The following is a 13,778-nucleotide window of genomic DNA, read 5'->3' as shown; positions in this document are numbered from 1 at the left end:
ACCACATCTTGATTATGGCAGGAATTTCTAAAAACAGCATTGAAACGGCTCCGGTCCCCGCGGGGCAGATGGCCGCTTCCGCAAACAGCTACGTGGGGCCGCTGCTGGTGGTAACCATGCTGTTTTTCATGTGGGGCTTTATCACCTGCCTCAACGACATCCTGATTCCCAAGCTGCAGCAGGTCTTTACCCTGCAGAACTGGCAGGCAATGCTCATCCAGACGGCCTTTTTTGGGGCGTACTTCATTGTCTCTTTTCTCTATTTCGTCGTGTCGGTCACCAAAGGCGATCCTATCCTCAGGATTGGTTATAAGAACGGCATCATGGTGGGGCTGGTGGTGACGGCCCTTGGGTGCCTGCTGTTTTTGCCCGCCGCCAATCTGCACAGTTACGGCCTGTTCCTGGGGGCGCTGTTTGTGCTGGCCTCGGGCATTACGGTGCTGCAGATCACGGCCAATCCGTACGTGGCCATCCTGGGTCCGCCCGAGTCTTCCTCCAGCCGCATGAACCTCACGCAGGCGCTCAATTCCTTCGGGACTACCATTGCGCCCATCGTGGGCGGTTACCTGATCTTTGACCAGGTAAGCCATGACTTCGCCAACGCCGACTCGGTGAAGATGCCCTACATCGGCCTGGCCGTTACCTTGCTGGCCATTGCCGCCATCATTAAACTGGCCCGTTTGCCGCGCCTCACCGGAGCAGATTCGCTTACGGCCGGGGCGGGGTCGGGGGCCTTGCAGCACCGGCATCTGGTGCTGGGCATTGTCTGTATTTTCATGTACGTGGGCGGCGAGGTGGCCGTGGGCAGCATGATTATCAACTACCTCAAACTTCCGCAGATTGCCGGCTTGGGCGAGTCGGAGGCCAAGCACTATCTGTCGTTTTACTGGGGTGGGGCCATGATCGGGCGGTTCTTTGGGGCGGTGGCGCTGGCACAGCTGCAGAAAAGCTCGCTCAAATTGGGGGTGATGGCGGTGATTGCGGCGGTGACCTTCGGGGTGGTGTACGCCCTGTATGACCTGGACCAGGCCCTCATTATCCTGGGGTTGATAGCCGTGAACTTCGGGGTGCTGCTGCTGGGCCGGTTTATCCCCAACCGAACGGTGGGCCTCTACGCCGCAGCCGTGATTGGGCTGCTGCTGGTGGGCACGTTTGGGCAGGGAAGCGTGGCCATGTGGGCCGTGATTGCCGTTGGGCTGTTCAACTCCATCATGTTCCCCACCATCTTTGACCTGGCCATCAAGGGCCTGGGCGTGCATACCAGCCAGGGGTCGTCGCTCCTGGTCATGGCCATTGTGGGCGGGGCCGTGGTGCCGCCGCTGCAGGGCCTGCTGGCCGATGTGACCGGCAACGTGCAGCTGTCGTTCCTGGTGCCCCTGCTGTGCTACGTCTACATCATGTACTACGGTTTTGCGGGGTACCGGGTAAGGGCGGCCAGACCGCTGCGGAAGGATTCTTTTTAGGCCAGATTCCGGAAAACCTCCTTGAAACGCCTTTCCAAGGGTAGCCTTGGAGAGGCGTTATTTTTTTGCCGGCCCGCCTGGGCAGGAATTCATTTGCTTTGGCTATCTTCATCCGGACCTTAATGGACCGTTTTACCAGCGAGGGCGGTGGGCATGGAACCAGAACAGATTCAGAAATTTGACCTCATAGAGGAGCTACTGGCGTTTTTGCCGCGGCAGGAACGAACCCTGGTGGCGCAATTGCGCCAGATGGTGCTGGAATGTTTGCCCCAGTGCACCGAGAAGCTCTCCTACAACGTGCCTTTCTACGCGGGGCACACGCGGATCTGCTTTATCTGGCCCGCCTCCATTCCCTGGGGGAACGTGCCGCCCAAAGGGGTGCAGTTGGGCTTTTGCAACGGAAACCTGCTGCAGGACGGGGCCAATTACCTGGAGAAAGGTCAGCGCAAGCAGGTGTTCACCAAAACCTTCTTTCGCATGGAAGACCTGGAGTTTGATCACATCAAAGCGCTGCTTTATGAGGCGGGCGAAGTGGATGACCGGTTGTTTGCCCAAAAAAGGGAGAGAGCCCGGCTGCGCCGTAAAGCCTAAGCGGTACCTTTGGTTTTGGGCCTATATTCTTTGAAACTGCCCAGAAACAACCTTTATTCTCTTTAACAGATGCGCCTATGAACCGGGTAGACAGGCTTTTCGGGATTCTGACCCTGCTGCAGTCTAAAAAGTACGTGACCGCAGAGAAGATTGCCGAGGCATTTGCCATTAGCGTGCGCACCGTGTACCGCGATATCAAGGCGCTGGGCGAACAGGGCGTACCGGTGGGCTTTGAGCCGCACAAGGGCTATTTTGTGGTGCAGGGCTATTTCCTGCCGCCGGTCTCGTTCACCTCTGAGGAAGCCAACGCGCTGCTCCTGATGGAGGCCATGGTGTTCGGGTTCACCGATAAGTCCATCCACACGCACTACGCCTCGGCGCTGAACAAGGTGAAAGCCGTGCTGCGCACCACCCAGAAAGAACAACTGGATTTCCTGCACCACCACATCAAACTGCAGTTGCCCGCCTGCCTCAACAATGACTATGAGTACCTGGCGGTTATTCAGCAGGCTATTTCCAACAAGTGCATCCTGGAAATTGGGTACAAAAACAACAAGGCGGAAGTGAGCAAGCGGCGGGTAGAACCCATTGGGCTGATTTTCTACGCGTTCAGCTGGCACCTCATCGGGTGGTGCCACCACCGGCAAGACTACCGCGACTTCAGGGTCTCCCGCATCCTCACCCTCAAAAACACCGAGCTCCCCTTCCTCAAGCCCGACCACATGCCCGTAAGCGAGTACATGAAGCAGTTGCCAGTGGCGTATTAATGAAAACCTGCCCTATAAAACTGTTTTAAGGGCTTTTTTCAGAAACTAGGGCTAAAGCTCCAGGCACCCTTTTCAGCAATCAGGGCCGAAGCCCTCATCGCCCTCGTTGGTGTTATCACTTGCTCGCAATTCGCTTTACCTGCGTGAGCGTAAGTGTTACATCGCCCTTGTTGGTGTTATCACCAACAAGCTAAACGCCGGTTTTCCTGCAACTGGCAGGTGAACTCAGGTCCGTTCCCTTGGCCTGTCCCCTGACAGGCCAACCCGAGGGGGGCTGGTCTCCAATTCGCCATTTCGGTCAGTCAGGGGACAGACCGAGGAAGAAGCGATATGTTTCTGGCCTGTTTTCCTCAAAACACCCGAAAAGCAGAGTGGTTGAGCGACTTTTCGCCCCTAAGGTCAAGGGCTGAAAATTTTTTCTGATTTTTAAAAGTAGACTGCCATAGGGCTGTCAGTGGGGGGTGATTCCTTTGTAGCATCACTTAACCACTAACGCTATGTCAGAGATTCAAACCACCACCATCATCCTGGATTTACTCGCCAAAGAACTGGAGCAGGAAGCCGTGACCACCCGCAAAATGCTGTCCCGCATCCCTACGGATAAGTTTGATTGGCAACCCCATGAGAGAAGCATGACCATGCGCCAGCTGGCCACGCACATCGCTGAGCTGCCGTCTTGGGTGGGCATGACCCTGACCACCAGTGAACTTGATTTTGCGGTGAACCCGTACCAACCCGAAGTGCTGAACACCACCCAGGAAGTCCTGGACTACTTTGAACGGATGCTGGAAGACGCCAGAAAGCACTTCGCCGAAGGCGCTGATGACCAACTGGACGAAATGTGGACGCTGCGGAACGGCGACACCATATACGTGACCAGCTCTAAGTACGACGTGTTGCGCATGACCCTGAGCCAGATCATTCACCACCGGGCGCAACTGGGCGTGTTCCTGCGGTTGCTCAACATCCCCATTCCCGGCAGCTACGGCCCCAGCGCCGACGAAGCCTAGCCTTGGATAGCCGGAGGCGCCGGGCTTGTGCTTCATGTGCTTTTTCTAGAACATAAAGGCCTTGTTTCAGGGCTTTTTTGCGGGAAATAGGGCTAAAACAGGACCGGTCCTTTTCCATACCCAGACAAAAAAAGCGCCTGCTGAAGCTCAGCAGGCGCTTTCCTGTTTATGGTTCAACCCGGGTTACTGGCGGCTGATCTTGAAGGTGTGGGTCTGGGTGGGCGTTACCAGGCGCACGTAGAAGAACTTGCCGCCTAGGGTAGCGGTCTCCAGGCTGAAGCTGTAGGTCTGGCTGGCCTCGGCGGGGCCTTCGTACACCTGGGCTACTTTCTGGCCGTACAGGTCATACAGTTCCAAGCTTACTTTCTGCTCAGGAGTCGGCAGGGTGAAAGCCACGGTAAGCTGGTCCGCAAACGGGTTAGGGAAGGCCGTAAGCACCGGCGCAACCGCTGCACTGGCGCTGGCAAGACCTGGGGCGCAGGTACCCAGCGAACCTCCGTTGGCCAGCTGGGCAGCCACTGCAGCCGGAGCCACGCATACCTGGGTAGCAGGGTTGCTGGAACTGCCGGTGGCATGGCAAACCAGCACCTTGTCGCCTTTGTTGCCGCAGCGCACGTCTATCACCGCTACCGTTACCTGCGCCGTTTCCACGCAGCCAAACTCATTGACAGCCGAAACGGTGAAGGTGTAGGTGCCGGCCGCTGTTGGCGTGAACACCGCGGTGCCGTTTTCAGAGGCCTGCAAGCCGGGGGCCGGGGCCCAGGTAAAGGTGGTGTTTCCTGGCGCCGAGGTGCTGTTGGTAGGCGTAAGGATCAGGCTTTGGGCCCCGTAGCCTAACGCGATGGTGTTCTCAGGCAAACCGGTGTAGGTCTGGTCTGCCCTGCTTACCCCAATGGCCGGGGCCGGAATGGCGCCCAGAATGGTCACAGTAGCCGTCACCGAGGCTTCGTTGCCGGCCGCGTCCAGGGCGGTGAAGGTAACGGTGTTCTCGCCCAGGTCAGCGCAGGTGAAGGTGCTCTGCGAGAGGGCAAAGCTCGCCAGGTCAAGGGCGCAGTTGTCATACGAGCCATCGTTCAGGTCAGACGCCGCCACGGTTACCGTTCCGCCGCGCAGGGTACGGGTAATGTTCTTCACCGCCAATACCGGGGCGGTTGTGTCCAGGGCGTTGAGGGTAACGGTTCTCTCGGTGGTATTGCCGGCCTCATCTTTGGCGGTAACGGTGACCACGTGTTTCTGGCCGTGTCCGGAGGCCAGGATAGCACCAGCCTCGGGCGACTGCGTGAAGGTTACCGGTCCGCAGGCATCGGTGCCGGTTAGGCCGGTGATAAAGTCAGGCACCACCACCTCGCAGCTGGTTTGCAGCGAGACATTCTGGGCAACCGCCAGCAGGAAGGCCGGGGCGGTTACGTCCTGCTTCTGCACCAGGAACGAGCAGGAAGCGCTTTTGCCGGAGGCATCGGTAGCGGTGATGGTAAGGGTGAATTCACCGGTTCCGGTAACCACCGTGCCCGCGGCCGGACTCTGGGTGATGGTGAGGGCCTCGCCGCTGGAAACATCATCGGTCACCGTGACCAGGCTGCGGTAATCCGGCACCTGGGCCTGGCAGGATGCTGTAAGGGCCAGGGTTTGGTTGCCAACGCAGGCCAGCATCGGCGCGGTGTAGTCGGTTACGTTAGACGGGGCGCTTTCATTGTGCAGCCGGTCTACGGCCGTAACGGTGTAGAAGTAGGTTTTTGCCGGATCAGGAACCTGGTCGGTGAAAGAGTTGGTGGCGGTGGTGGTAATGGCGAGCAGGTGGTCGGTGTTGGTGATGTCTATCACCGGGCTTTCTGAGCGGTACACCACATAGCGGGTCACTTTGTCCAGCTCAGAGGCGGTCTCGGGGGCTTTGCTCCAGGTGAGGGACACCGTACCGGCCTCCTCTTTGGTGGCCACTAAGCCTGCCGGGGCGGCCGGCGGGGTGTTGTCGCGCCAGGGCATGCTGGGCTGCAGGGCGGGCTTGGCGTAGAAGTTGGTGCGCAGCGAGTCTCTGAACCCCAGTTTGGTAGTGCTGCGCAAGCTGTTGGTGTTGTAAATGGCCTGCCCCAGCACGTTGGGCAGCGAGCGGTTCAGCCGCACCTGGTTGGGAATCTGCGAAGGATTGGCCCAACTGGTGCCCATGGCCGGGTCATTCACTTTGTAACCAGCCAAGCCGATGTAGATATGGCGTCCGTAGGCGTTGTTGTTCCACCAGGGCACAATCACGCTGTAATTGGCGCCGCCCTGGCCAATGAACCAGTACACCTGGGGAGCCAGGTAATCTACCCAGCCTTCCTGCAGCCACTTGCGCGAGTCGGCGTACAGCGACACGTAGTGCTGCAGGCCGCTGGTATTGGTACCCAAGGCCGGATTAGTGCTGTTGCGGTAAATGCCCGATGGCGAGACCCCAAACTTCACCCAGGGCTTGAGGTGGTTGATGGTGTCGTTCACGCGCTTGATCAGCAGGTTCACGTTGTCGCGGCGCCAGTCGGCCCGGTCAGTGAAGCCGCGCGAGTGGGCGTTGAAAGTGGCGTCATCGTTGAAGACCGCGTTGGGGTAGAAGTAGTCGTCAAAGTGGATGCCGTCTACGTCATAACGCTGCACAATGTCGGCAATCACGGTCATGATGTGGTTGCGGACCTGCGGTAAGCCGGGGTCCAGCGTGCGCAGGTTGCCCGAGGCAATCAGCCACTCAGGATGCTGCCGGGCCACGTGGTTTTGGGCAAAGGTGGGAAGCTGGTTTACGTTGGCGATGGCCCGGTACGGATTGATCCAGGCGTGCAGCTCCATGCCCCGCTTGCGGCACTCCTCCAGGGCGAACTGCAGCGGGTCCCAGCCCGGGTTGCGGCCCTGTACGCCGGTCAGGTCAGAGGAAATAGGCTCAAGTGCACTTTGGTACAGGGCATCGCTCTGGCTCCTTACCTGCAGGAAGATGGCGTTGATGCCGGTGGCCTGGTGGTGGTTGAGGATGGAGATCAGGGCAGCCTGCTGCTGGGCCGGAGTCTGGTTGCGGTTGGGCCAGTCTATGCTGGCGTACGTGGCAATCCAGGCACCCCTGAACTCCCGCTTGGGAGCCTGGGCCAGGAGGGCAAAGGGAATGCAAAGAAGGAGAAGTAAGCTACGTAAGTTTTTTCTCATAGGGGGTACGTTAGAGGTGAACAAGAAAGCTTTAACTGTTTGAATATTAAATATTTTGATGAACTATCGCAAGCTTTTGTAAAAATATAAAGTTAACTGATTACCTAGTCCAATGGAAAGTCGAAAGGTTAACGGGTACTAAGGTGCCTACCACGACAGGTGTAGAAAAGCAGAGGATACCTGTTTTAAGCCTGTTTCAGGAAAAAGTGGTTGAAAACACCCGGGCAGGCAGAGCTTTGGACCAAACGTGGCAAGGACCGCCATCCGCCAGGTGCACACAAGATCAGAAGACGATTCTCAGGAGCACCTCATAGAGTGAACCCCGCTTATAGAATGCGAGAAGGTTCTACGGGGCCATTTCAGGGCTTGTATGGCCAAGTGGTGCCAAGGCCCGGAGAAGTGGAGTAAGCGCCGGGAAAAAGCGGCAGAAGCTTGCCGCAAAGATCAAGGCAACCGTGAAAGGGTACAGGGGTTTCTGGCCCTTCTCAGGCAAAACGGCCCTAAAACCGCGGGTTGCTCTGTGTTGAGTAAGTGGTGAGATGCCCCCAGGCCGCAGCGCCACCCTTAGAGAACATCCGGCAAGAGCCTGTGTAGCGATCAAACTTCGGTAGTATTGAGCAGTTACGCAATCCTGATCAGGCGCAGGTAGTCCAGCAGGGCGCGGTTTACCTCGCCGTTCATGTTTTCGTTGGCCGGTTCCAGGGCCAGCGTCAGTTCATGCTGGCCTTGCTCCAACTGTACCGGCACCGCGTTGGTGAACCCCCAGTCAGACCACTCGTTTGCCCCGCGCTGCGGAAACACAATGGCGCCCAGGAAACGACTGCCTAGCCTGAGGGTACGGAGGGCGCACTTGTTCCCGGTGTTGATGGGCCCTTCGCCGTTGGCATACCTGAAGTCTATGGCGTACACGCCAGACTCAGGCACGGCTACCTTGAACGTGAGCACAGGGTTCGCGCTCTTGCTGATCTCCACAAACCCGTGCGCAGGATTCTCTTCGGCAGGGAGGCTGGCCCCGGCTGCGGAGTGCCTGACCGAAACTACTTGCTGCCAGGGAGCGGGCGCCACTTCAAAGGGTTCTGAGGCGAAGGACTCCCATCCGTTTGCGTCCACGGCAATCACCTGGTACTCGGCAAAGCCAGGGGCCTGCACCCTGAGTTCTGTTTTGGGGGTGTTTTCCAATTTCTGGCCGTTTTTCAGCACCCAGTACTGCCGGGCGCCTTCCACCGGTTCCCAGGTCAGAACCCCGTTGGCGTAGGTGACCGTGGGGGCCGCCGGGGCGAACGCCACCGGTACCCGGTGCACCTTGCTTTCTGCCAAGGAGGTATTGGCCAACCTGATTTTCACGGTATGGTGCCCGGCAAGGGTAGCTGGTATCTCGGCGCTGGGCAAGGGCTGGTTGTCTAGCGTGATGGATTGGATCTGGTCGCCGTAGCCTTCCAGTTCAATGTCCAGCACCGCGTTGCGGTACCGGAAGTTGGTGAGGTGGTGCTTGCCGCCGAAGGCCTGCGGCACTACGGGTGTAAACACCAAACCTGTGGGTTGAAAGTCCATCCCGAAAATCACCTTGTAGGTCATGGCCAGGGTCCCGGACAGGCTCCAGAGCATGTTGCTGGAGTTGATCTGGGTGCCGGCAGGATCGCCGCTGGTGGCCACCATGTTTTCCTTGTTGGTTAAAAACAAGGCCGCGGGCCGGTAAATGGCGCTCATGCTCTCCACCAGGGCGACCTCGTTCCGGGCCTTGGCGGCTGCCAGCGACCAGTAGGCCTGCACAAAGGGCCAGATGCCGTTGTTGTGGTAGGGCGGAATGGCGGGAATCTGCGGATAGATACAAGGAATGCCGAACGGGGTCACGGGCGTGTTGGCCACAACCTGCTTTTGTTGTTCCAGATCGGCTACGCCGAACAGCACGCACAGGGCCTCGCCCAGCGCCTCGGCCTTGGGCGAAAGGCTCAGGTGGTGGCGGCCGTACAGGTATTGGCCGTAGTAGCCTTTGTCTTCCTGCCACAGGTGGTGGTTGATGCCCTGCTTTACCTGTTCGGCAATGGCCGTGTATTTGGCGGCGGTTTGCTCGTGGTGCAGCAGCGTAGCCATCTCTGCCAGGACCTGGCAGGCCCGGTAAAACACCGCGTTGGTGCCCAGGCTTTCCGAGGCGTAGATGTCGGCGGGTTGCATCCAGGCGGGATAGGTCTGTTCCCGCCAATCCAGGAAGGAAGACTCGCCCCGGAAAAGGCCGGTGTTGGGGTCGTACACGTTCTGCAGGTCGTCTTCCAGGGTGTTTCTGATGATCTGGTAAGCTTCCTTGAGCCACGCCTGGTCGCCGGTCACCTTGTACAGCTCCCAGGCGGCCACGGCCCACACGGTGCGGTCTGAGGAAACCGGGTAGGCCCCGCCCGTGCCGGTGTCCTGCACAATGCGGCCGTTCTTCACCTTGCGCAGGAGGCTGTTGCGGGAGACCTGGGGCTGCAACGCCGCCATTGACAGGAGGATGCTGTAGCTGATGTCGCGGGTCCAGACGCCGGCCCACTCTTTTCCGGTTCTAAAAGTGCCGTCCGGCTCCACCGCATTTCTCATTTCCTCAAGTGAAAGGGTATACAGGGCCTCCACCAGGGGATACTCTGAGCGGTACTGCGGGAAAGCGGCGGTATCCTTGCTCAGTTGCCAGGTAGAGGCGCCGTCAGCTTCGGCCTGAGGTGGGGCTAGCGCCAGATCCAGGGGGGCACTGTCTTGCGCCAGGCCCGGAAAATCGCGGACCATGCTCTGGTAGTTAGAGGTTATTTCTATGGCAGACAAGGCTTTCGCCTCAAACGGGCCCTGCACTACCCGGTCTGGGTAGAGGGCGTACTGGCCGGATTGGTAGAGGGGGGCATTATGTGTCACAGACATGGGGGTTGCGGTTGAACGACGCTCCCTGACCCTGGCTGCCGCCGAAAGCCGGAAGGGGAGGACTACACTTAGCTTTAAAGGTGGGTTGCGCGCTCCGAGGCTGCGGCAGTACGCCTGCCCCAAACCTTATGCGTGGGTTTACGCCAAAGCTGCCAGCCGGTTCCTTCGGGTCCCAAATACGCCAAGGCGGGAGGAGCGCAACAGACCTTATAGCCGAAAAGAGACAGGAAGGTTGTGGGTAGGATGAGGAGGAAAGTTAAATAGAAAAGCCTATCCAATTCGACAGGCTTTTCAAGGGCAGGTAAGGAAAGCGGGTTAGGCCGGCACCGGTTGGAAGAATGGCTCTGGAGACCGGCCACTGGTGCCCCTTTGGTAAGAGCGCCAGGCTAGGGTCTTTCAACTTCTGGTGCCGCTGTTGGCACAGGGGCAGGGCCGTAGTATTTTCTCCGGAACCAATACGCCAGGTTTACCAAGGCAATCAAGGCCGGAACTTCTATGAGCGGGCCTACCACGCCGGCAAACGCCTGCCCTGAGTTAAGCCCAAACACCCCAATGGCTACCGCAATGGCCAGTTCAAAATTGTTGCCCGTAGCCGTAAACGCCACCGAGGCATTCTGCGCGTAATTGGCGCCTAAGGCCTTGCCCAGGTAAATACTGGCCACAAACATCACCACAAAGTAAATGACCAGCGGCACAGCAATGCGTAGTACATCCAGCGGAATCTGCACCATCAGGTTTCCTTTCAGACTGAACATCACCATGATGGTGAACAGTAACGAGATGAGCGTGATGGGGCTAATGGCCGGGAGAAACGTTTGCGTGTACCAGACATCGCCTTTTATTCTGCGCAGGATGAACCTTGACATAAAGCCCAGCAGGAACGGCACGCCCAGGTAAATGAGCACGCTCTGGGCAATGGTGCCCATGCTGATGTTGACCACCTTGCCCTCCAGCCCAAACCACGGGGGCAGCACCGTGATGAAAATAAACGCAAACACGCTGTAGAACAGCACCTGGAAGATGCTGTTGAACGCAACCAGCCCGGCGGCGTACTCGCGGTCTCCTTCGGCCAGTTCGTTCCAGACCAGCACCATGGCAATGCAGCGGGCCAGCCCAATCAGGATAATGCCCACCATGTACTCGGGGTACTCCCGCAGAAAGATAATGGCCAGCAAAAACATAAGGACGGGGCCAATGATCCAGTTGAGCACCAGGGAAAGGGTAATCACCTTCACGTTCCCGAAAACCCGACCAAGCTGCTCGTATTTTACTTTCGCCAGGGGCGGGTACATCATCAAAATTAACCCAAGGGCAATGGGCACGTTCACGGTGCCGCTTTGAAAGGAATTGATGAAGGCCTCGGTACCGGGAAAAAGATAGCCCAGCAGCACTCCCGCTCCCATGGCCACGAAAATCCACACGGTAAGAAACCGGTCCAGCGTGGACAGCCTCTTTCGTTTTTCTATAGTACATTGACTCATTTGGGTACTAAGGTTTAACGGCCCAGGAACTTACCCCGGCCGTTTGTTGAGCGAAAACCTGTTTCTGGCCTGTTTCAAGTAAAACAGGCCAGAAACAGAACAAAGGGGAATTTGAAACTTCCGGAGGCAAAGCAACCCAGGCCTCTACTTTCCCAGGTGCTCGGCCACGAACCGCTGGCTGAACTGCCTGATCTGGTCCCGCACCTGCTGAAAAGCGGCCGTGATTTCTTCCTCCGTGCCAACAGCTTTGGCCGGGTCCGGGAAGTTGTGGTGGATGCGCGCCGCGTTGGTTGGGAAGAAGGGGCAGTTCTCCTGGGCATGGTCACACACAGTAATCACGTAATCAAACGCAATGCCACGGTACTCCTCCACGTGGTTAGAGGTATGGCCGGAAATGTCAATCCCGTCTGCCGCCATGGTTGCTACGGCCCTGGGGTTCACCCCGTGGGTTTCAATGCCAGCGCTGTAGACGTTGGCTTTTCCATTGGCGAAGTGGCGTAAGTAACCCTCGGCCAGTTGGCTGCGGCAAGAGTTTCCGGTGCAGAGAACGAGTATGTTTTTCATGGGGTAGGGGCGGTTGGAGTAGAAAGCGTAAGATTAAGTGGAATGAAGGTAACGTAACAACTTATGTATTGATGGTTGAATGAAATAAAAGTTTTTTCCTGTCAGCTTGCGGTTATGTTCTTGCTAAGAGCATCTTCAATGGAGGACCTTGATCTGAAATCTGTTAAACCTGCATTGATAGTTGATTTTATTTCCCTTGGTGCCCTAGGAAAAGGCGTTTGGCTAGGGCTTATTAGAACCAGGCTCAGAATGAGATAAGGATGGAGCAAAGATAGCTCTCTGCTGTTTACGGGGAAGAAGCATGTGTTCTGAGAATTCTATAATTAAATGCCTTTCTTTTTAACTGCTTGCTATGTAAATAAATTTACTTAGTTTGCCTCTTTGATGATTTGTTTTTAATAAGTGTTAATAAGATTGGTTTGAAAGATAAAATTAAGGAGTTGGCCGAAAGTATCTATCTAGAGGTAGTAGGCCATCGCCGTTTTCTGCATGCTCATCCTGAGCTTTCCTTTCAAGAATACAATACCGCTAGGTACATCAAAGATGCTTTGAGTGCATTAGGAGTGGAATGGGTTGCCATGGCCAATACAGGTGTAGTGGCTATTCTCAAAGGAGAAAGACCCTCCAGCCGGGTCATAGCTCTTCGGGCAGATATGGATGCCCTTCCTATCCAGGAGGCCAACAACCACCTCTATAAATCAAAGGTTGAAGGGGTGATGCATGCCTGCGGGCATGATGCCCACACTGCTTCCCTTCTAGGGGTAGCAAAGATTCTGCTGGAGCTTAGGCAAGAGTTTGGGGGCACCGTTAAGTTAATTTTTCAGCCAGCAGAAGAAAAGCTTCCTGGGGGAGCGCACCAAATGATAAAGGAAGGGGCCCTTGACAGTCCTAGGCCGCAGGTGGTTTTAGGTCAGCATGTAATGCCATCCCTCCCGGCGGGGTATGTAGGCGTGCGCCCTGGAATGTTCATGGCCTCCAATGATGAACTTTACCTGACCATTAAGGGAAAAGGAGGCCATGGGGCACAGCCACACCAAAATACGGATCCGGTGGTGATCGCATCGCATATTGTTCTGGCTTTACAGCAAATTGTAAGTAGGGTGGCTAACCCAAAATTCCCAACGGTGCTTACTATTGGGAAAATAATTGCAAATGGAGCCCCTAACATCACTCCAGACGAGGTGCACATGGAAGGTACTTTCCGGACAATGGATGAGGGGTGGCGTAGAGAAGCTCTGGAGCGGCTGAAGAAGATGGCTGAAGGGATAGCGGAAAGCCTGGGGGCTACCTGCGAATCCAAAGTGGTGGATGGCTACCCATTTTTGGTCAATGAGGAAAAACTTACGGCGTCATTTCGGGATATAGCTGAAGAATATCTAGGAGAAGAGAGAGTAGTAGAAACGGATATTTGGATGGCGGCAGAAGATTTTGCCTACTTCTCCCATGCTTCCGATGCCTGCTTTTACCTTTTAGGGGTGGGAAACCAACAGAGGGGGATCACTTCCTCCCTGCATACGCCCACTTTTGATCTGGATGAAGATGCCCTAAAGGTGAGTACTGGGTTGATGGCATATGCAGCGTACAAGCTTTTGGGAAACGGATAAGCATGGAACTCTGACAGATAAGCGAGAAAGCCCCTGGTTCACCAGGGGCTTTCTCGCATTAGGGGGCACTGATTTGGTTCTGCCGACGAGGATTCTATTCGGAGCGCACTTGCTGTATCATTGAATCTCCTTGTTCTGGTTTTGCTATGTAATTGGCGGTACTTTTCTCGGTATAGCGTGCTAAGGTGCTGGAGAAGAAAAGGGAAGGTGTGAGAAGCCCCCTTTTGCTGCGCCTGATGGTTAATGCATTCGCTGTAAC

The 13,778-nt window shown here is 56.6% G+C and carries 9 protein-coding genes; 5 read left to right on the top strand and 4 right to left on the bottom strand.

The genetic code is table 11. The features are described from left to right. Positions 1-14 precede the first annotated feature (14 nt). The 4 genes from JT718_RS02425 (at position 15) to JT718_RS02410 (ending at position 3,831) form a co-directional block, all read left to right on the top strand. Positions 15-1,463: a sugar MFS transporter gene (locus JT718_RS02425; RefSeq protein WP_205500095.1), complete on the top strand. Its 1,449-nt coding sequence runs from the start codon at positions 15-17 to the stop codon at positions 1,461-1,463. 153 nt (positions 1,464-1,616) lie between these two features. Then, positions 1,617-2,054 (top strand): DUF1801 domain-containing protein, encoded by a 438-nt coding sequence (locus JT718_RS02420; protein ID WP_205500094.1) that lies wholly within the window; start codon positions 1,617-1,619, stop codon positions 2,052-2,054. Positions 2,055-2,131: 77 nt separating this feature from the next. Continuing rightward, positions 2,132-2,821 (top strand): helix-turn-helix transcriptional regulator, encoded by a 690-nt coding sequence (locus tag JT718_RS02415; protein ID WP_205500093.1) that lies wholly within the window; start codon positions 2,132-2,134, stop codon positions 2,819-2,821. Positions 2,822-3,318: 497 nt separating this feature from the next. Then, complete coding sequence (locus JT718_RS02410) at positions 3,319-3,831, top strand: DinB family protein (protein WP_205500092.1); 513 nt, start codon at positions 3,319-3,321, stop codon at positions 3,829-3,831. A 183-nt stretch (positions 3,832-4,014) separates the two neighbouring features. Here JT718_RS02410 and JT718_RS02405 read toward each other — a convergent pair whose 3' ends face one another. From JT718_RS02405 to JT718_RS02390, 4 genes are all read right to left on the bottom strand, one after another. Then, positions 4,015-6,987, bottom strand: coding sequence for a family 10 glycosylhydrolase (locus tag JT718_RS02405; protein WP_205500091.1), 2,973 nt, complete (start codon positions 6,985-6,987; stop codon positions 4,015-4,017). 621 nt (positions 6,988-7,608) lie between these two features. Next, positions 7,609-9,870: an alpha-L-rhamnosidase-related protein gene (locus JT718_RS02400; RefSeq protein WP_205500090.1), complete on the bottom strand. Its 2,262-nt coding sequence runs from the start codon at positions 9,868-9,870 to the stop codon at positions 7,609-7,611. A gap of 386 nt (positions 9,871-10,256) precedes the next feature. Then, on the bottom strand, positions 10,257-11,351 hold the full coding sequence (arsB, locus tag JT718_RS02395; protein ID WP_205500089.1) for an ACR3 family arsenite efflux transporter: 1,095 nt from the start codon (positions 11,349-11,351) through the stop codon (positions 10,257-10,259). A gap of 144 nt (positions 11,352-11,495) precedes the next feature. Next, positions 11,496-11,915, bottom strand: coding sequence for an arsenate reductase ArsC (locus JT718_RS02390; RefSeq protein WP_205500088.1), 420 nt, complete (start codon positions 11,913-11,915; stop codon positions 11,496-11,498). A gap of 413 nt (positions 11,916-12,328) precedes the next feature. On the opposite strand from JT718_RS02390, the gene JT718_RS02385 reads away from it, so the two are divergent. After that, positions 12,329-13,519: a M20 metallopeptidase family protein gene (locus JT718_RS02385; RefSeq protein WP_205500193.1), complete on the top strand. Its 1,191-nt coding sequence runs from the start codon at positions 12,329-12,331 to the stop codon at positions 13,517-13,519. Positions 13,520-13,778: the final 259 nt, after the last annotated feature.

The sequence above is a fragment of the Rufibacter psychrotolerans genome (assembly GCF_016924645.1).
GTDB lineage: Bacteria > Bacteroidota > Bacteroidia > Cytophagales > Hymenobacteraceae > Nibribacter > Nibribacter psychrotolerans.
The sequence above is the reverse complement of the archived record's forward strand: the minus strand, read 5'-3'. Positions and strand labels throughout refer to the sequence as shown.